The organism is Streptomyces sp. NPDC048825, assembly GCF_043198355.1.
GTDB classification, from domain to species: domain Bacteria; phylum Actinomycetota; class Actinomycetes; order Streptomycetales; family Streptomycetaceae; genus Streptomyces; species Streptomyces xiangluensis.
This window is the reverse complement of sequence record NZ_JBICUR010000005.1, coordinates 336,853-354,354: the sequence shown is the minus strand read 5'-3', so window position 1 is coordinate 354,354 and position 17,502 is coordinate 336,853. Positions and strand designations below refer to the sequence as shown.

The following is a 17,502-nucleotide window of genomic DNA, read 5'->3' as shown; positions in this document are numbered from 1 at the left end:
TGTCCGAGGCTCAGTGGGAGTGACCGTGGCTGTGGCCCCCGGCCTCCGGCTCCTCCTCGGCCGGCTTCTCGACGACCAGGGTCTCGGTCGTCAGGAGCAGGGAGGCGATGGAGGCGGCGTTCTCCAGGGCGGAGCGGGTGACCTTGACCGGGTCGATGACGCCCTGCTTCACCAGGTCGCCGTACTCGCCGGTCGCAGCGTTGAAGCCCTGGTTCTTGTCGAGCTCGGCCACCTTGGCGGTGATGACGTAGCCCTCGAGGCCCGCGTTCTCCGCGATCCAGCGCAGCGGCTCGACGACGGCCCTACGGACGACGGCGACACCAGTGGCCTCGTCGCCCTGCTTGCCGAGGGAGTCCTCCAGGACCTTCGCGGCGTGGACGAGCGCGGAGCCACCACCGGAGACGATGCCCTCCTCGACCGCGGCGCGGGTCGCGGAGATGGCGTCCTCCAGACGGTGCTTCTTCTCCTTGAGCTCGACCTCGGTGGCCGCGCCCACGCGGATCACGCAGACGCCGCCGGCCAGCTTCGCGAGGCGCTCCTGGAGCTTCTCGCGGTCCCAGTCGGAGTCCGTGGTCTCGATCTCGGCCTTGATCTGGTTGACGCGGCCCGCGACGTCGTCGGACTTGCCGCCGCCGTCGACGATCGTCGTGTCGTCCTTGGTGACGGTCACGCGGCGGGCGGTGCCCAGCACGTCAAGACCGGCCTGGTCCAGCTTGAGGCCGACCTCCTCGGCGATGACGGTGGCACCGGTGAGGGTGGCCATGTCGCCGAGCATCGCCTTGCGGCGGTCGCCGAAGCCGGGGGCCTTCACGGCCACCGCGTTGAACGTGCCGCGGATCTTGTTCACGACCAGGGTCGACAGGGCCTCGCCCTCGACGTCCTCGGCGATGATCAGCAGCGGCTTGGAGGAGTTGGTCTGGATGACCTTCTCCAGCAGCGGCAGCATGTCCTGGATGGAGGAGATCTTGCCCTGGTGGATCAGGATGTACGGGTCGTCGAGGACGGCCTCCATGCGCTCCTGGTCCGTCACGAAGTACGGCGACAGGTAGCCCTTGTCGAAGGCCATGCCTTCGGTGAAGTCCAGCTCGAGACCGAAGGTGTTGGACTCCTCGACGGTGATGACACCGTCCTTGCCGACCTTGTCCATCGCCTCGGCGATCAGCTCGCCGACCTGCGGGTCCTGGGCGGAAAGCCCGGCGACGGCGGCGATGTCAGCCTTCTCGTCGATCGGACGGGCGGTCGCGAGGAGGTCCTCGGAGATCGCGGCGACGGCCGCGTCGATGCCCTTCTTCAGGGCGGCGGGGGACGCGCCGGCGGCGACGTTCCGCAGGCCCTCGCGCACCAGCGCCTGGGCCAGCACGGTGGCGGTGGTCGTACCGTCACCCGCTACGTCGTTGGTCTTGGTCGCCACCTCTTTCACCAGCTGGACGCCGAGGTTCTCGTACGGGTCCTCGACCTCGACCTCGCGGGCGATGGTGACGCCGTCGTTGGTGATGGTGGGCGCGCCGAACTTCTTGTCGATCACGACGTTGCGGCCCTTGGGGCCGATGGTCACCTTGACCGTGTCGGCCAGCTTGTTGACGCCGCGCTCGAGGGCGCGACGGGCGTCCTCGTCGAACTTCAGGATCTTCGCCATGGAGCTGAGTCAGTCCTTTCGGAAAAAACGAACCGCGCCCCCGGCGCCCGGCTTCTTAGTGGTTGCGGGGGGCCAAGGGCGCAGTTCAAAGCAAACCTGGGTGAATTACTTCTCGATGATCGCGAGCACGTCGCGAGCCGAGAGGACGAGGTACTCCTCGCCGCTGTACTTCACCTCGGTGCCGCCGTACTTGCTGTACAGCACGATGTCGCCGGTCTTCACGTCGAGCGGCAGGCGCTCGCCGTTCTCGAACCGGCCCGGGCCCACGGCGAGGACGACGCCCTCCTGGGGCTTCTCCTTCGCGGTGTCCGGGATGACCAGGCCAGAGGCCGTGGTCTGCTCGGCCTCGACGGCCTGGACCACAATGCGGTCCTCAAGCGGCTTGATGGCAACCTTGGAGCTGGCGGTCGTCACGATCCGACCTCCCCCTTCGGAGATCTCACGGGGTTAACTGTCTGAGGTGGCGACCAGGTCGATCCGTCGTCGCGGGTGCCGGACCTGCCCGTCGCGTTGTTGGCACTCTCCACTGGGGAGTGCCAGACCTGAGACTATGACCGCGATTAGCACTCGGTCAAGCGGAGTGCCAATCGCCTCCGGCGTGTTCGCGGATATTGGGCACCCTGGGCTGGTGTCGCCGACCCCTGGGGGCTCCGCCCCCAGACCCCCGTATCGGCCTGCGGCCTCGTCCTCAATCGCCGGACAGGCTGAAGTGGCTAGAGGTAGTCCTCCAAGCGCGCCACCGTGTAGCCCTGCTCCTGGATGCGGTGCAGCAATCTGGTCGTCGTCTCCGTGAGCGTGCTGCCGGTCTGGCCCTCTGGGCAGTGGAGGATGTCACCCGGCCTGAGGCGGTCGGGGCCGCGCCACAGGACCACCGCCGTGACTCCGCAGTCCGCGGCTGCTCTGAGCGTGTCGTCGTTGTAGGCGCCGTACGGGGGGCGGAAGAGGCGGGGGCGGATTCCGAAGCGTTGCTTGAGTTTCTCCTGTTGGCCGCAGATCTCGGCTCGCTGGCCGGCGTAGGGGAGGCCGGGCAGGTAGGGGTGGTCCAGGGTGTGGTTCTGGACGCTCGCGCCCACCGCGCGCAGGCGGCCGAAGTGCGCGTACCCCGGTCCGACGACGCTGTCCGTGAGGAACATGGTGACCGGCAGCCGAAGTTCGCGGACCATGTCGACGAACCTCGGATCCCGTTCGGCGCCGTCGTCGAAGGTCAGGAAGACCACCTTGTCGCGGGTGGGGACGCGGTCGACGACGGGCGGCAGGCCCGGACCCGCGGGGCGTACGGCGGGGCGGCCGGGTGGCTTCGGCGCCGGGGGGAGCGGGGCGGCCAGGCCCCAGCGGCGGTACGTCGCGGCCGGGAGGCTGCGGGTCCGCAGCGTCGACGTCGCCTTCTTGTCGAGCCGTTCGACCGGGTCGACGGGCCGGGAACAGCCGGTGGCGCCGACGGCGAGCAGTGCGGACGCGAGTACGGCCACGGCGAGAGCGCGACTGAAGCCAGTTCTGCCATCTTGTCGTACATCTTGTCGTACTGAACGCATGGTCCCGGATCCTCACAGGCCATGAGCCGTACGAGCCCCCCGACACCGCCGGCGGGCGCACACCATCCACCGACTGGCCCACAATGGAACCGTGGACGATCACGACCCCCTGGCCTCCTTCGCCGCGCTGCTCACCGACCGCGGACGGTTTCTCCTCGACGAGGTGCGGGAGGTCGAACCGGCGCAGGAGCTGGCCGTGGCCACGCGGTTGCGGCGGGAGCATCCCGCCGAGCTCGTGTCCGCGGCGATCGCGCAGGCGCGGTGGCGGCAGCGGGCGGTGGGGAAGTTCGGGGGCGCCGACGCCGGGCGGATGTTCTTCACCGCTAACGGGGTCGAGCAGGCGACCCGGGCGACGGTCGCGGCGTACCGGGCGGAGCGTTTCACGGAGCTCGGCGTACGGTCCGTCGCCGATCTCTGCTGCGGCATCGGCGGCGACGCGATCGCCCTCGCCCGCGCGGGGGTACGTGTCCTGGCTGTCGATCGCGACCCGCTGACCTGCGCGGTGGCGCGAGCGAACGCCGACGCGCTCGGGCTCGGCGACCTGATCGAGGTACGGGAGGCGGATGTCACGGAGGTCGATACGTTCTCGTACGACGCGGTCTTCGTCGACCCCGCCAGGCGTGGAGGGCGGGGTCGCGTCTTCGATCCCGAGGCCTATTCGCCGCCTCTCTCCTGGGCCGTCGAGGCGGCACTCAAGGCGCCTCGTGCCGCGCTGAAGATCGCGCCCGGGATTCCGCACGAGGCGGTTCCGGGCGACGCCGAGGCCGAGTGGGTCTCGGATTCCGGGGACGTGAAGGAGGCCGTGCTGTGGTTCGGCACCGAGCCCGGCCTTGTGCGCGCCACCCTGTTGCCAGGGCCGCGCAGCCTGCGTGGCCGTGGGTTGCCCGATCCTCAAGTCCGGCCGCCGGGGCGGTACTTGTACGAACCAGACGGTGCCGTCATCCGCGCCCATCTGGTCGCGGAGGTCGCCGAGGAGGTCGGCGGCGGACTGCTCGACGAGACGATCGCGTACGTCACCGCGGACGCCGTGACCCCGACCCCGTACGCCACTGCCTACGAGATCACCGACCAACGCCCCTTCAGCGTAAAGAAGTTGAAGGCGTTGCTCCGAGAGCGCGAGGTCGGCACCCTGACCGTCAAGAAACGCGGCTCGGCCGTCGAGCCGGAGGAACTCCGCCGCAAGGTGAAGCCGCAGGGGCCGAACTCGGCGACGGTGTTCCTGACTCGAGTCCGGGGCGCTCCGACCATGCTGATCGGGCATCCCGTCCAGCGGCAGAAGCCCCCTGGCTAGCCGTCCAGTTGCGCCAGTGTCGCGTTCGACGGGCCCCTGCGGGAGCGCTCGGCGCGTGCCACGTCCTCCGCTGCTCCCAGCACCCGTACCGCGTTCTGCCAGGTCAGCTTGGCGAGGTCGGGCTTCGACCAGCCGCGGCTGAGGAGTTCGGCGATGAGGTTCGGGTAGCCCGAGACGTCGTGCAGGCCGTCGGGGGTGAAGGCCGTGCCGTCGTAGTCGCCGCCGATGCCGATGTGGTCGATTCCGGCGGCCTCGCGCATGTGGTCCAGGTGGTCGGCGACCGTCGCGGCCGTGGCGGCCGGGCGGGGGTGCGCGTCCTCGAAGGCGCGGTGGACTTTCATCGCCTCCGACGTGGTGTCCAGGGGGTGGAAGCCGTGCTCGCGCATGTTCTCGTCCGCCGCCTCCGTCCAGTCGACGGCCGCCTGGAGGACGAACTTCGGCACGAACGTCACCATTGCCACGCCGCCGTTGGCCGGCAGGCGCTCCAGTACGTCGTCGGGGATGTTGCGCGGGTGGTCGCACACCGCGCGCGAGGAGGAGTGGGAGAAGATCACGGGCGCGACAGTCGTGTCGAGGGCGTCGCGCATCGTCGTCGGCGCGACGTGCGAGAGGTCCACGAGCATGCCCTCGCGGTTCATCTCCCGGACCACCTCGCGGCCGAAGGCCGACAGGCCGCCCACGCCCGGCTCGTCCGTCGCGGAGTCCGCCCAGGGGATGTTGTCGTTGTGGGTGAGCGTCATATAGCGGACGCCCAGCGCGTACAGCGCCCGTAGCGTCGCCAGGGAGCACGCGATCGAGTGGCCGCCCTCCGCGCCCATCAGCGAGGCGATACGGCCCTCGGCGCGCGCCGCCTCCATGTCGGCGGCCGTCAGCGCGGCCCTCAGGTCCGCGGGATAGCGCGCGATCAACTGCCGTACGCAGTCGACCTGTTCGAGCGTGGCGGGCACGGGCTCCGGCAGGTCCGAGCGGACGTACACCGACCAGAACTGGGCGCCCACGCCGCCCGCGCGCAGCCGCGGCAGATCCGTGTGCAGGTGCGCGCTCTGGTCGGTGGCGAGGTCGCGGGCGTCCAGGTCGTAGCGGACCTGCTCGCGCAGGGCCCAGGGGAGGTCGTTGTGCCCGTCGGCGACCGGGAACTGGCGCAGCAGTTCCCGGGCTTCGTCCAGGGACGTCAGCGGCGCCACGCCCTCAGCTCCCCGAACCGAAGCCGAAGCCCGCCGCGCCCTCGGTCTTGGCGCGCAGCCGCTTGCCCTTCTCCGCCGCCTGGTCGTTCAGCTCCTGCTGGAACTCCCGCATACGGCCGCGGAGTTCCTCGTCGTGGGCGCCGAGGATACGGGCCGCGAGCAGTCCGGCATTGCGCGCGCCGGCGACCGACACGGTGGCGACCGGCACCCCGGCCGGCATCTGCACGATCGACAGCAGCGAGTCCATGCCGTCCAGGTGCTTGAGCGGCACGGGCACGCCGATCACGGGCAGCGGGGTCACGGAGGCGAGCATGCCCGGCAGATGGGCGGCTCCGCCCGCACCCGCGACGATCACCTTGATGCCGCGGTCCGCCGCCTCCTCGCCGTACGCGATCATCTCGCGCGGCATCCGGTGCGCGGAGACGACATCGACCTCGTACGCGATCTCGAACTCGTCCAGGGCCTGGGCCGCCGCTTCCATGACCGGCCAGTCGGAGTCCGAGCCCATGACGATGCCGACGACGGGACCCGCCGAAGAATCTGCAGACTCAGCCGAAGTGCTCATTCGGTGATCGTCCCTCTCAGGTATGCGGCTGCGTGACGGGCGCGGTCGAGGACGTCGGCCAGGTCGTCGCCGTAGGTGTTGACGTGGCCGACCTTGCGGCCCACCTTCACGTCCTTGCCGTACATATGGATCTTGAGCTGCGGGTCGCGGGCCATGCAGTGCAGGTACGCGGAGTACATGTCGGGGTAGTCGCCGCCGAGGACGTTCACCATGACCGTCCACTTGGCGCGCGGGCGCGGGTCGCCGAGGGGCAGGTCGAGGACCGCGCGGACGTGATTGGCGAACTGGGAGGTGATCGCGCCGTCCTGGGACCAGTGGCCGGAGTTGTGGGGGCGCATGGCCAGCTCGTTGACCAGGATGCGGCCGTCGCGGGTCTCGAAGAGCTCGACGGCGAGGTGGCCTATGACGTCGAGTTCCTTGGCGATGTTCAGGGCGAGCTGCTCGGCCTGGAGCGCCCGCTCCGCGGGCAGGTCCGGGGCCGGGGCGATCACCGTGTCACAGACGCCGTTGACCTGCCGCGACTCCACGACGGGGTATGCGACCGCCTGGCCGTGGGGCGAGCGGACCACGTTCGCGGCGAGTTCCCGTACGAAGTCGACCTTCTCCTCGGCGAGGACCGGGACACCGGCGCGGAAGGGGTCCTCGGCCTCCGCCGCGGACCGTACGACCCACACGCCCTTGCCGTCGTAGCCGCCGCGGACGGTCTTCAGCACGACGGGAAAGCCGTCGCCTTCCGCCGCGAACACGGCCACGTCCTCGGGATCGCTCACGATCCGGTGCCGTGGACACGGCACCCCGATCGCGTCGAGTCTCGCGCGCATCACGCCCTTGTCCTGGGCGTGCACAAGAGCGTCGGGGCCGGGGCGTACGGGAATGCCGTCCGCCTCCAGGGCCCGCAAATGCTCGGTGGGCACATGCTCGTGATCGAAGGTGATCACATCGCAGCCCCGCGCGAAGTCACGCAGCGTGTCGAGATCGCGATAGTCGCCGACGACGACATCGCTGACGACCTGCGCCGCTGAGTCCTGGGGAGTGTCACTGAGGAGCTTGAATCTGATGCCGAGCGGGATGCCAGCCTCGTGCGTCATACGAGCGAGCTGGCCCCCGCCGACCATGCCGACTACCGGGAACGTCACGCACCCAGGGTAACGGGCGCCCCGGGGCGTCCAAGCAGCCCGCATGATCATCGAAACATCCGCATGTTCATCACGTACTGGCCACATCTTCCGGCTCTGCCCAGGACTGGACAGGAAGAGCTGGATAGCATGGCTGAGTCGACGGAAGTTGACGAAGTTGGCATATCCGACGAGACGGGGGCTGGGCGACACCATGGGCAAAGGTGCTTCACGCGGGGCACATGCCGCGCCGCGCAGCGCGGTACGCCAGCGCATCGACCGGCTTACACGGGAGGTCGCCAAGTTCGGGGCGGTCGGCGGCATGGGGCTGCTGGTCAACCTTCTCGTCTTCAACCTCGTACGCAGCGCCACGGACCTGCAGGTCGTGCGGGCCAGTGTGATCGCCACGGTGGTCGCGATCGTCTCCAACTACATAGGGTTCCGCTATTTCACCTACCGCGACCGCGACAAGAGCGGCCGCACCAAGGAACTCTCGCTCTTCCTGCTGTTCAGCGCCATTGGCCTGGTCATCGAGAACGGCATTCTGTTCGCCGCCACCTACGGCCTCGGCCTCGACAGCCCCCTGCAGAGCAACGTCTTCAAGTTCCTCGGCATCGGCATCGCGACCCTGTTCCGCTTCTGGTCCTACCGCAGCTGGGTGTTCCGCACGCTCCCGGCCCGCGAGGCCGTGGCCAGTGCCGAATCGTTCCTGGCGGAGGACCGCCCGACCCGCCAGTTCCAGCGCGTGCGCTGACACCGGCCCCGGCGCTATCGCACTGTCTGCTCCGGCTCCTGGCCCGCCGACGCCCGCTTCTTCGGCGTACGCGACAGGAACAGGCCAAAGACAGGCGGCTGGGCCTGGAGCATTTCGAGCCGGCCGCCGTCCGCCTCCGCCAGGTCGCGGGCCACGGCGAGGCCGATGCCGGTGGAGTTCTGGCCGCTGATGGCCCGCTCGAAGATCCGGGCGCCGAGCTCGGCGGGGACGCCCTCGCCCTCGTCTGTCACCTCGACCACGGCCTGGTTTCCGGTGACGCGGGTGCGCAGGGCGACCGTGCCGCCGCCGTGCATGAGCGAGTTCTCGATCAGGGCGGCCAGCACCTGGGCCACGGCTCCGGGGGTGCCCACGGCCTGCAGATGCCGTTTGCCCGAGCTGACGATGGCGCGGCCCGCGCTGCGGTAGGCAGGGCGCCATTCCGCGAGCTGCTGGTTGATGACCTCGTCCAGGTCGAAGGTGACGGCGGAGCCGGTGCGCGGGTCGCGGGAGTTGGTGAGCAGCCGCTGCACCACGTCCGTGAGGCGCTCCACCTGACCGAGCGCGATGGTCGCCTCCTCCTTCACCGTGTCCGGGTCGTCGGTGAGGGTGATCTCCTCCAGGCGCATGGACAAGGCAGTGAGGGGCGTACGGAGCTGGTGGGAGGCGTCGGCGGCCAGCCGGCGTTCGGCCGTGAGCATCCGGGCGATGCGCTCGGCGGAACTGTCCAGCACATCGGCGACGCGGTCCAGCTCCGGCACTCCGTACCGCTTGTGGCGCGGTCTCGGGTCCCCGGAGCCGAGCCGCTCCGCGGTCTCCGCGAGGTCGGTGAGCGGGGAGGCGAGCCGGTTGGCCTGGCGTACGGCGAGCAGTACGGCGGCGATCACCGCGAGCAGGGCGACCGCGCCGATGATCAGGAACGTACGGCCGACTTCGCGGGTGACCGAGGACCGCGGCTCCTCGACCGTGACCGTCTCGCCCTCCTCGCCCCTGGCCTCCTTGGACTGGATGACGCGACCGCTGGGCTTGGTGCCGATCTCGATCGGATCCCGCCCCGGAATCTCGACAAGCGCATACCGCTCGTCCGTGACCTGATCCTCGAGAATCTCGGCACTGATCTGCTCATCACCGAGAATCCGACTGTCGACGATGCTGGCCAGCCGCAGCGCCTCCAGATCCACGCGCTCCTGCGCACTGGCACTGATGGTCCGGGTCTCGACGATGACGAGCGAAACCCCGAACACGGCAATCACAACAAGGACCACGGCGAGGGTGGACTGAATAAGACGGCGACGCACGGGGCCCTCCGGGCAGCTGGTTTACGAGGTCCAGTGTGCCGTGCCCCGAAGGGGGGCGGGGCGCGTCAATCTGCGGCTCCGCATCCCCGGAGAGGGTTCAGCTCTTCTCGAAGCGGAACCCGACCCCTCGTACCGTGGCGATGTATCGCGGATTGGCCGCATCATCGCCAAGCTTCTTGCGCAACCACGAGATATGCATATCGAGGGTCTTGGTGGACGACCACCACGTCGTGTCCCACACCTCACGCATCAACTGGTCACGCGTGACAACCCGCCCCGCATCCCGAACCAGCACCCGAAGAAGATCGAACTCCTTGGCCGTCAGCTGGAGTTCCTCGTCCCCCATCCACGCCCGGTGCGACTCGACATCGATGCGAACCCCATGAGTGGCGGGCGCCTGCTGCGGCTCCGTGGCCCCGCGCCGAAGCAGCGCCCGGACCCGGGCGAGCAGCTCGGCAAGGCGGAACGGCTTGGTGACGTAGTCGTCGGCGCCCGCGTCGAGGCCCACAACGGTGTCCACCTCGTCGGCGCGCGCGGTCAGGATGAGGATCGGGATGGTGTGGCCTTCGGCACGCAGCCGACGGGCCACCTCCAGTCCGTCCATACCGGGCAGCCCGAGGTCGAGCACGACCAGATCGACGCCACCCTGGATGCCGGCGTCGAGCGCGGTGGGTCCGTCCTCACGTACCTCGACCTCGTAACCCTCCCGGCGCAGAGCACGGGCCAGCGGCTCCGAAATGGACGCGTCGTCCTCGGCGAGCAGTACTCGGGTCATGGGGTGATGGTAGTCCGACGTGGACAACCATCGTGAGGGAAGATCGGGATCTCTCCCCCACCACAAGCCCACACCCCCACGCACCCGCACTCTCCCACCGGCGGGAGGGGACGTGGGCCGGTGCGTCGTATGCCCGTCGCGTAGGTTCTGTCTCGGCCCACCTGCGCCCTGTGTCAGCCGAAGGGCCGTATGCCCTGTTGGCGACGGGCTGACGCACCGGCCCACGTCCCCGCACCCACCACGCACCCAGGGGCGCGGGGCTGTGACATCAGCGGCTCCGCCGCGGGGCGCGACCAGCCACAACGCACCCGCAGCTTCAAACCGCACCCCGCGGAGCGCTAGCGCATGCGACCTCGCGGCATAAACGTGAACACAGCCCCGCCCAACAGAATCGTCGTGCCCGCCAGCAGGCCGAGCGCCTGCAACAGCCCGTTGTCGTCAGAGCCCGTGTCCGCAAGCCCACCGCCGGAGGACGCGGGGCCAGCACCGGACGTACCCGCTCCACCGGCGGAGCCGCCCGGCTGAGACGAGGTATCCAGCGTCAGCGAAACCTCACTCTTGGCCGGCGTACACGTAGTCGTCGTACCCAGCGCCTCCACCGTCAGCACACCCGGCGAAAGCGTCGACTCACCGTCCGCCCCCGGCTTGTAGGTGCCCGTCAGGTTGGGAATCTCGATCGGATCACCCGACTTGATCGGCTCCGGGTTCGTCGGACCCTCCACACGCACCGTGCCCTTGTCCGCGCCGCCCAGCGCAACCTCCATCGACGGCTTCACGGAGTCCGCCGGGATGTCCGCGGGACTGTCCATGACCGACTTCTTGAACTGCACCGTCAGCCCGAAGTTCCCGCCGTCCTTCTTGGCGTCGATCTGCACGGGAGAGGTCGCGCTCTTGTCTCCGATCGGCGTCTTGCACTCGTACGGAATCTCGACCTCCTTGCCCGTGAACGCGGTCTGCCCACCACCGGACCCACCGGAGTCCGAACCACCGGAGCCGCCGTCACCCCCGGTCGCGCTCTCGGAGGGCGAAGACGGCGAGGACGGAGGCGTACCCCCGGTCGGCAGCTCCGTCGGAACCTCCGTGGGCACAGGGGGCACCCCCGTCGGCAGCCCACCCGTCGTCCCCCCGGAGTCTCCCCCGCTCACCTTGATCGTCGCTGCCGACTTCACCGCCTCCGTCGGCGTGCACTTGGTGTCCGCGGACACGGGCTTGTTGACGTTGACGTTGTACGCGTCCGGGGTCAGCGTGACCTCCCCGGCCGCCGTCAGCTTCAGCGTGCCCTTCATGTCGGAGAGCTTCATGTCGCTGTTCTTCGGGATGGCGGGGTTCTGCCGCGGCCCCTCCATGGCGATGTCGCCGGTCTGCGCGCCGCCCGCCTTGAGGGTGCCGGTCGGCTGGACGGTGTCCTTCTCCAGATCGATGATGTCGGGGTTCTTGGAGGCGGCCTTCACGAACTTCCAGGTGATCTGCACCTCGTCCCCGACCTTCGCCTCGGCGGGCGCGGTGATCTCCACCTGGGTCGTTCCCTGCACCGGATCCATCCCGGAGATCGCGGGCGGTACGCACTCGGTCTTGTACGACACCTCGGCCGCCTGGGCGGGCACCGCGGCCACACCGAGCAGGATGCCCGCGCCACCGAGCATCAGCGCGACTCCGGCCGCGCTCGCTCCAGGGCGCTTCTGCGCCCCAAGGCCGCCGTCTCCGGGCCGGACTCTCCGTAGCGTGCTCACGCGTTTCCCTTTCTGGTGGGGGTCGAAGGGCTGTTCTCTTGCGGTGCGGAGAGCTGACCGGCCTCGGCCCCCGGATCGGCGTCCGGGGTGAACCACGGCAAGGTCGGGTTCGTACGGGTGTCGCCGTCGGCGTCTGCGTGGGGGGACGACGCCGTGGACGAAAGGCTCAACTTCGGCATGCGTACGGTTACTTCGGGCAGCCGCAGGCTCCGGCGCGGACCGGCGTGCCCGCCACCGCCACCGCTCCTCGGGCGGGAGCCCCAGCGCCCGGCCGGCCTGGACCTGCCCTGCGGACGTACGCGGTCCACCACGGCCATCCCGATCCGGAACACGGCGGCCGGTACGACGATGAAGAGCAGGATCCAGAAGAGCGTCACGCCCCAGGGGCGGCCCACGCCCCAGGGCTGTTCGGCGAGCACCTTGCCGCCGTACTTCACGGAGACCGTGTAGTCGCCGTGCGCGCCGGTCGACAGCTCGACGGGCAGTTCGATCTGCGCCTTCTTGCCGGGCTCGATGGTGCCGCGCCACTGCTGTTCCTCCCATTGCGGGGCGAACACGCCGTGCGAGGTGCCGACTTGGAAGACGGGATCCTTGACGGGCAGGGAGCCGACGTTGCCGACGGTGAAGACGAAGTCGCGGGAGGGCGGCGCGCCGAACCAGGTCAGCGGACCGCTCGATCCGTCGAGCCGGGTGTCGGTGAGCACCGAGAGCCGCCCGCTGGTGTCCTCCTTCGGCAGGGGCTCGACCTCGTGCCCTGCTACCAGGAACGCGGCGTCCGCGTCCGCCTTCTGACCGGTCACGGTCGCCACGTGCACCACGCACGGGCACGGCTGCGGCGGCTCGACGACCGGCAGTTTCTTTTTGAACGCGCCCTTCTCGTCCGTGGTGACGGCCCGACCGTCCGAGTTGGCGCAGGAGTTGGTGCCGCCGATCACGCCCCGGTCGGGCGAGGACTGACCGCAGATCAGCATCATGAGGAGGGCGCCCGGCCGCCATCCGGAGCCGGTCACCGTGATCGAACCACCCGTTCCCGCCTGGGACTTGGACAGCTTGACTTCCGGTTTCCCGTCCGCGCCCGTAGCCGCCCCGCCCAGGGGGAGCAGGAGCAGCGCGAGCACCGCCACCACCAACGCCGGAATCCGCACCTTCCCGCTCACGTCACCGCTCCCGTCAACTCGACTTCCGTACGCGGCTGTTCTGGCCCACCAGATCCACCGGGTCCACCGGGCTCGCCGGACTCCGCGATGCGCTTTCGACGTCGTACGTACCAACCGGCACCGCCCGCACACAGCACGAGCCCGCCCGCCAGGCCCGCGAGCGCTCCCCACGGCACGAACCGCGCCGCGGTGCCCGCCTCGTCGTGCGCCCCGTCCCCCGCCGTGACCGTGAGTCTCACGTCGACCGAGTCGAACGCGGGCCGGTCGTGCCAGGGCTCGCGGAGGGTGACGCGGCGGCCGGGGAGCAGTTCGACGGGGAGGGCGCGCGGGGCGCGGTCGAGCACCTCGCCGAACAGTCCGTCGGCGCGTACGGCGAGCTTCGGGGTCAGTACGGTGTTGCCGCGGTTGACCAGGTCGTACGAGATACGGCCGTCCCGTACGGCCACGTCCTCGACCGTGAGCGCGGACAGGGTCGGGCCGCCGACCCGCAGCTGGACGCGTACGGCCGCGGACCGGCCGCCGCCGCTCGCGACGATCGCGCCGGGGTGGTCGCCGGGGATGGCGCCCTCGGGGACGCCGATGGTGAACGGAACGTCGGCGCGCGTCCGCGCGGGCACCTTCACGGTCTTCTCGGCGAAAGTGATCCACGAGCCGGTGTCACGCGGCTTCGCCCGCAGCGCGAAGCCGCCACCCTCCTGGCTGTTGTCGGCGTCCGCGCCGCGCAGCCGTACGGTGAGTGGTTCCTCGCCCGGGTTGATCACCGACACCGTGTCCTGCAGGACCGCACCGGGCGCGCCCTCCGCGTAGAAGTACGGCCGCCCCTCCCGGCCGCCCGCCGACGGCACGACGGACCAGCCCTCGTCGGCCACGGCGGTGGGTGCGACGCCGGGCAGGCCGAGCAGAACTGCTGCGGCGAGAGCGAGGACACAGAGGCCACGGGCGGCGGACTGCACGGATGTCACAGGCGGCTCCAGACCAGAAGGTGCGGCGTACGGCGAGCGCAGCGAGATGGAGGTCCCCCCGGCCGAAGGCTGGGGGAGGCCAGTCCTGCGCGTACGCGAAAACGAAAGGTCAGCGCGGCGCCTGGTTCCTTCGGGTCAGCCACAGCACCCCGGCCGCTCCGGCGAGGAGCACAGTGCCGCCGAGCGTGCCGAGGGCGATCGCGGAGTCCTCGGGGCCGGTCTGCGGGAGCTCGGCGCCGGAGTCCGCGCCGCTCTCGGTGCCGCCCTCGGGGGAGGTCTCCGACGAACCGCCGCCGCCACCTGCGGCCGTGACGTCGAGGCTCAGCGCGGGTCCCGGATTGTTGCCGGGCTCGCAGGTGGTCGTCGTACCGAGCGCCTTGATGGTGAGCACGCCCGGCGTGAAGGTGACCTTGCCGCTCTTGGACGGCGTGTACGTGCCGCTCAAGTCGCTGACTTTGATCGGGGTGTTGGCGGGGATGGCTTCGGCGTTGGCCGGGCCCTTCACCGTGAGCGTCCCGCTCTCGGCGCCGCCCAGCTTGATGGTGGCGCTCGGGCTCATCGCGCCCTTGCCCAGTTCCACCGGGCTGGACGAGACGCCCTTCTGCCAGGACATGGTGAGCTTGTAGCCGCCGCCGCTCTCGGCACTCTTGATGTCGATGGGCGAGACGGCGGACTTGTCACCGATGGGCGTCTTGCAGTTGTACTCGACGTCGACGACCTCGGCCCATGCTGCGGGGGCGGCCATCAGCACCGCCGAGCCGGCCAGGGCCGCGGCGAACGCGAGCGCGGCGGTTCGTTTCTGGTACGTCCGGTATGACACGGTCCCCTCATTCCTGACGGCACATCAGATCGGCCGTCAAGGTACGCCCGGGGCCTTGTGGAGGGAAGACAAAGGACGCGCCGGATCTCGATCGATCCGCCGCGTACGAAGAAGGATTCGAACCTGCGGTAACCCTTGGTGGGAGTTACGTCCGGCCAAGCGGACACCCCGGGCTTCCGGCTAAGCGGGCGCTGCGAGCTCCGCCCATACCGTCTTGCCGGCCACCCCTGGAGCCCGGAGGACCCCCCAGTCCAGGCACAGCCGCTGCACGATGAACATCCCGTGGCCGCCGGGGCGCCCGGCGCGGTGCGGGGTGCGCGGGGCGGGCTGGCCGGAGCCCCTGTCGGAGACCTCGACGCGCAGCACTTTGCTGTCGCAGGCGATCCACAGCTCGTCCGGGCCCTCGGCGTGCAGGCAGGCGTTGGTGACGAGCTCGGAGACGACCAGCAGTACATCCTCGGCGGCGGCCCGCCGGTCGGCGGTCGCGGCGGGAAGCCAGCCCCACGCGTACAGCGCCTGGCGCGCGAAGTCGCGGGCGAGGGGGACGACCCCGCTCGCGCCGTCGAGGTTGAGCCGACGGGCCTGACGGGCGGCCGGGCGCGCGGACCCGTCGTCTCTGGCCTCCCCCGAAGCGCCGCAGACGCCCGCTTCCGGGCCGCGGTCGCCCGGCGGGTAAGGCCGGGTGGTGCTCATCAGCGCTTCACCTCACCGATTCACCAGTTCACGATTCAAGACTCAAGACATTCAGAAAGCTCAGGACACTCAGGATCCGGGACTGCCGCGCGCTTGCCGTTGGCCTTGTTGACATATTCAGGATGTCTCCTGCCCGGCCGATCCGTCAGAACACCCACTGATTCGGCATGAGCACTGTGACGCTGGTAACGCACCGGTCACATAGAGACAACTGAGCCATAACTTTGCACCCCGCAGCCAGGCGGTTACTCACCGGGGGTCGCTCGAACATGTCCTCGAGAGCGCGAATACTCACATACTCACGCAGGGCGCATCGACTGCATCGAGCGTGTCATGCACCATGCGATCACTCGCGCAGAGCCGCATCGAGCGTGTCATGCACAGTGAAGACGGCAGCCGCACCGGTGATCTCGAACACCCGGGCCACCACCGGAAGCATCCCGGCCAGATGCACCCCACCGCCCGCGTCCTCGGCTTTGAGCCGGGCACCGAGCAGCACGTTCAGCCCGGTGGAGTCGCAGAACTCGAGCCGCGAACAGTCCACGACGAGGCGCGCGAACCCGCGCTCGAGGCAGTCCTCGAGCGGTTCGCGCAGTAGATCGGCCGTGTGGTGATCCAATTCACCCGCCGGGGTCACGACGGCACTGAGGCCCTCTTCCCGCACCTCGACCAGAAGCCGGCCCGATTGTGCGCTGCCGACCGTCCCGCGGTCCATGCCGTCTCTCTCTTCCGACCGTCGTGGCTGTTGATTGACGCTCCTGAACACTACGCCTTTCCTACGACCACGACTCCTGCCGTGCGGTTCCTTCCCTACGACCTCTCTACGACCTTGCCACACCCGAATACCCGTCCAGACCTGGACATTTCTCTAGCAAGCGCACTTGCGGTGGACTGACGAAAGCGGGTAGGGCTAGTAGGGACACGAATCAACACGGCCGGCTTTGGAGGCGCCGCACACCGCAGTGCACGTATTGGCATCGGCGGCCATATGCCGAGAACGATGGAGGACATCATGTCACCCCGGCTCGACGCATCGCAGACCCCGCAGGCGACGTCGACACCCTCTCCAGAACAGGCGGATCTCGTCGAGGAGGACCTCGACGGACTCGCCGGCCTTCCGGAGATCCCGCCGTACGACGAGGTGGGGCCGGTGGACGCACGGGCCCTGTCCAAGACCCTCTTCGAACGGCTGGAATCCCTGGAAGAGGGCACGCACGAGTATTCCTATGTACGCAACACCCTGGTCGAACTGAACCTCGCTCTGGTGAAGTTCGCCGCCTCCCGGTTCCGCTCCCGCAGCGAGCCGATGGAGGACATCATCCAGGTCGGCACGATCGGCCTCATCAAGGCGATCGACCGCTTCGAACTCAGCCGTGGCGTGGAGTTCCCGACCTTCGCGATGCCGACCATCGTTGGCGAGATCAAGCGCTTCTTCCGCGACACCAGCTGGTCGGTGCGCGTACCCCGCCGACTCCAGGAACTCCGCCTGGACCTGGCCAAGGCCGGCGACGAGCTGGCCCAGAAACTGGACCGCGCTCCGACAGTGGGAGAGCTGGCGGAACGCCTGGGCCTGTCCAACGACGAGGTCGTCGAGGGCATGGCCGCGTCCAACGCCTACACGGCATCTTCACTCGACGCCCAGCCCGAGGAGGACGACTCCGAGGGCGCCCTGGCCGACCGCATCGGCTACGAGGACCACGGCCTGGAAGGCATCGAGTACGTCGAGTCCCTGAAGCCCCTGATCGCCGAACTTCCTTCCCGTGACCGGAAGATCCTGTCCCTCCGCTTCGTCGCCAACATGACCCAGTCCGAGATAGGCGACGAGCTGGGCATCTCGCAGATGCACGTTTCGCGACTGCTGTCGCGAACGCTGGTGCGCCTGCGGAGGGGCCTGACGGTCGAAGAGTGACGCGGGCTGCCGCCGACGGTGGCCTGAACGATGACGGTGACTGAGCAACCCGGCCCGGGGAGGGCCGGGTTGTTCGGTTACGTG

At 69.4% G+C, this 17,502-nt stretch carries 17 protein-coding genes; 3 read left to right on the top strand and 14 right to left on the bottom strand.

The genetic code is table 11. From position 1 onward, the window contains the following. Positions 1-10: 10 nt before the first annotated feature. From groL to ACGFNK_RS15610, 3 genes are all read right to left on the bottom strand, one after another. Positions 11-1,636: a chaperonin GroEL gene (gene groL, locus ACGFNK_RS15620; RefSeq protein WP_393416025.1), complete on the bottom strand. Its 1,626-nt coding sequence runs from the start codon at positions 1,634-1,636 to the stop codon at positions 11-13. A gap of 105 nt (positions 1,637-1,741) precedes the next feature. Beyond that, positions 1,742-2,050: a co-chaperone GroES gene (groES, locus tag ACGFNK_RS15615; protein ID WP_328769227.1), complete on the bottom strand. Its 309-nt coding sequence runs from the start codon at positions 2,048-2,050 to the stop codon at positions 1,742-1,744. A 299-nt stretch (positions 2,051-2,349) separates the two neighbouring features. Further along, positions 2,350-3,168 (bottom strand): polysaccharide deacetylase family protein, encoded by an 819-nt coding sequence (locus ACGFNK_RS15610; protein ID WP_393416024.1) that lies wholly within the window; start codon positions 3,166-3,168, stop codon positions 2,350-2,352. A 91-nt stretch (positions 3,169-3,259) separates the two neighbouring features. On the opposite strand from ACGFNK_RS15610, the gene ACGFNK_RS15605 reads away from it, so the two are divergent. Next, positions 3,260-4,459, top strand: coding sequence for a methyltransferase domain-containing protein (locus tag ACGFNK_RS15605; RefSeq protein WP_393416022.1), 1,200 nt, complete (start codon positions 3,260-3,262; stop codon positions 4,457-4,459). Here ACGFNK_RS15605 and ACGFNK_RS15600 read toward each other — a convergent pair. Genes ACGFNK_RS15600 through ACGFNK_RS15590 form a run of 3 tightly spaced genes read right to left on the bottom strand, consistent with a single transcriptional unit; the run spans position 4,456 to position 7,344 of the window. Further along, the gene (locus tag ACGFNK_RS15600; RefSeq protein ID WP_393416292.1) at positions 4,456-5,634 is read right to left on the bottom strand and encodes a dipeptidase; all 1,179 of its coding nucleotides are present in this window, start codon (positions 5,632-5,634) and stop codon (positions 4,456-4,458) included. The genes ACGFNK_RS15605 and ACGFNK_RS15600 overlap by 4 nt on opposite strands. Before the next feature lie 13 nt (positions 5,635-5,647). After that, positions 5,648-6,208, bottom strand: coding sequence for a 5-(carboxyamino)imidazole ribonucleotide mutase (gene purE / locus ACGFNK_RS15595; protein ID WP_393416020.1), 561 nt, complete (start codon positions 6,206-6,208; stop codon positions 5,648-5,650). Continuing rightward, complete coding sequence (locus ACGFNK_RS15590; RefSeq protein ID WP_393416018.1) at positions 6,205-7,344, bottom strand: 5-(carboxyamino)imidazole ribonucleotide synthase; 1,140 nt, start codon at positions 7,342-7,344, stop codon at positions 6,205-6,207. The genes purE and ACGFNK_RS15590 overlap by 4 nt, the downstream gene beginning before the upstream one ends. Before the next feature lie 193 nt (positions 7,345-7,537). Here ACGFNK_RS15590 and ACGFNK_RS15585 point away from each other — a divergent pair, with 193 nt between their 5' ends. After that, positions 7,538-8,077, top strand: a complete 540-nt coding sequence (locus ACGFNK_RS15585; protein WP_393416290.1) for a GtrA family protein — start codon at positions 7,538-7,540, stop codon at positions 8,075-8,077. Positions 8,078-8,091: 14 nt separating this feature from the next. On the opposite strand, the gene ACGFNK_RS15580 is transcribed toward ACGFNK_RS15585, so the two are convergent. The 8 genes from ACGFNK_RS15580 to ACGFNK_RS15545 all read right to left on the bottom strand — a co-directional run bounded on the left by ACGFNK_RS15580 (position 8,092) and on the right by ACGFNK_RS15545 (position 16,224). Beyond that, complete coding sequence (locus tag ACGFNK_RS15580; protein ID WP_393416016.1) at positions 8,092-9,372, bottom strand: ATP-binding protein; 1,281 nt, start codon at positions 9,370-9,372, stop codon at positions 8,092-8,094. A 97-nt stretch (positions 9,373-9,469) separates the two neighbouring features. Further along, positions 9,470-10,147 carry a response regulator transcription factor gene (locus tag ACGFNK_RS15575; RefSeq protein WP_386351476.1) on the bottom strand — a complete coding sequence of 226 codons (678 nt, stop codon included), beginning with the start codon at positions 10,145-10,147 and terminating at the stop codon, positions 9,470-9,472. A 338-nt stretch (positions 10,148-10,485) separates the two neighbouring features. Then, a complete protein-coding gene (locus ACGFNK_RS15570; protein WP_393416288.1) occupies positions 10,486-11,790 on the bottom strand; it encodes a hypothetical protein in 1,305 nt (434 codons plus the stop codon). An 83-nt stretch (positions 11,791-11,873) separates the two neighbouring features. Beyond that, positions 11,874-13,034 (bottom strand): hypothetical protein, encoded by a 1,161-nt coding sequence (locus ACGFNK_RS15565; protein WP_393416014.1) that lies wholly within the window; start codon positions 13,032-13,034, stop codon positions 11,874-11,876. Then, complete coding sequence (locus ACGFNK_RS15560) at positions 13,031-13,987, bottom strand: hypothetical protein (RefSeq protein WP_393416286.1); 957 nt, start codon at positions 13,985-13,987, stop codon at positions 13,031-13,033. The genes ACGFNK_RS15565 and ACGFNK_RS15560 overlap by 4 nt, the downstream gene beginning before the upstream one ends. Positions 13,988-14,105: 118 nt before the next feature. Continuing rightward, a complete protein-coding gene (locus tag ACGFNK_RS15555) occupies positions 14,106-14,816 on the bottom strand; it encodes an LPXTG cell wall anchor domain-containing protein (RefSeq protein ID WP_393416013.1) in 711 nt (236 codons plus the stop codon). A gap of 180 nt (positions 14,817-14,996) precedes the next feature. Continuing rightward, positions 14,997-15,509, bottom strand: a complete 513-nt coding sequence (locus ACGFNK_RS15550; protein WP_393416011.1) for an ATP-binding protein — start codon at positions 15,507-15,509, stop codon at positions 14,997-14,999. Between the two features lie 346 nt (positions 15,510-15,855). Next, positions 15,856-16,224 (bottom strand): STAS domain-containing protein, encoded by a 369-nt coding sequence (locus ACGFNK_RS15545; protein WP_393416009.1) that lies wholly within the window; start codon positions 16,222-16,224, stop codon positions 15,856-15,858. 297 nt (positions 16,225-16,521) lie between these two features. Between ACGFNK_RS15545 and ACGFNK_RS15540 the strand changes: the two genes are divergently transcribed. Beyond that, the gene (locus ACGFNK_RS15540) at positions 16,522-17,418 is read left to right on the top strand and encodes an RNA polymerase sigma factor SigF (protein ID WP_386351497.1); all 897 of its coding nucleotides are present in this window, start codon (positions 16,522-16,524) and stop codon (positions 17,416-17,418) included. Positions 17,419-17,502 lie beyond the last annotated feature (84 nt).

Excerpts from the sequence above, each read along its gene's own strand:
- groL (WP_393416025.1), bottom strand. The coding sequence starts at position 1,636 with ATGGCGAAGATCCTGAAGTTCGACGAGGACGCCCGTCGCGCCCTCGAG.
- ACGFNK_RS15610 (WP_393416024.1), bottom strand. The coding sequence starts at position 3,168 with ATGCGTTCAGTACGACAAGATGTACGACAAGATGGCAGAACTGGCTTC.
- purE (WP_393416020.1), bottom strand. The coding sequence starts at position 6,208 with ATGAGCACTTCGGCTGAGTCTGCAGATTCTTCGGCGGGTCCCGTCGTC.
- ACGFNK_RS15585 (WP_393416290.1), top strand. The coding sequence starts at position 7,538 with ATGGGCAAAGGTGCTTCACGCGGGGCACATGCCGCGCCGCGCAGCGCG.
- ACGFNK_RS15575 (WP_386351476.1), bottom strand. The coding sequence starts at position 10,147 with ATGACCCGAGTACTGCTCGCCGAGGACGACGCGTCCATTTCGGAGCCG.
- ACGFNK_RS15570 (WP_393416288.1), bottom strand. The coding sequence starts at position 11,790 with ATGCTCGGTGGCGCGGGCATCCTGCTCGGTGTGGCCGCGGTGCCCGCC.
- ACGFNK_RS15550 (WP_393416011.1), bottom strand. The coding sequence starts at position 15,509 with ATGAGCACCACCCGGCCTTACCCGCCGGGCGACCGCGGCCCGGAAGCG.
- ACGFNK_RS15545 (WP_393416009.1), bottom strand. The coding sequence starts at position 16,224 with ATGGACCGCGGGACGGTCGGCAGCGCACAATCGGGCCGGCTTCTGGTC.
- ACGFNK_RS15540 (WP_386351497.1), top strand. The coding sequence starts at position 16,522 with ATGTCACCCCGGCTCGACGCATCGCAGACCCCGCAGGCGACGTCGACA.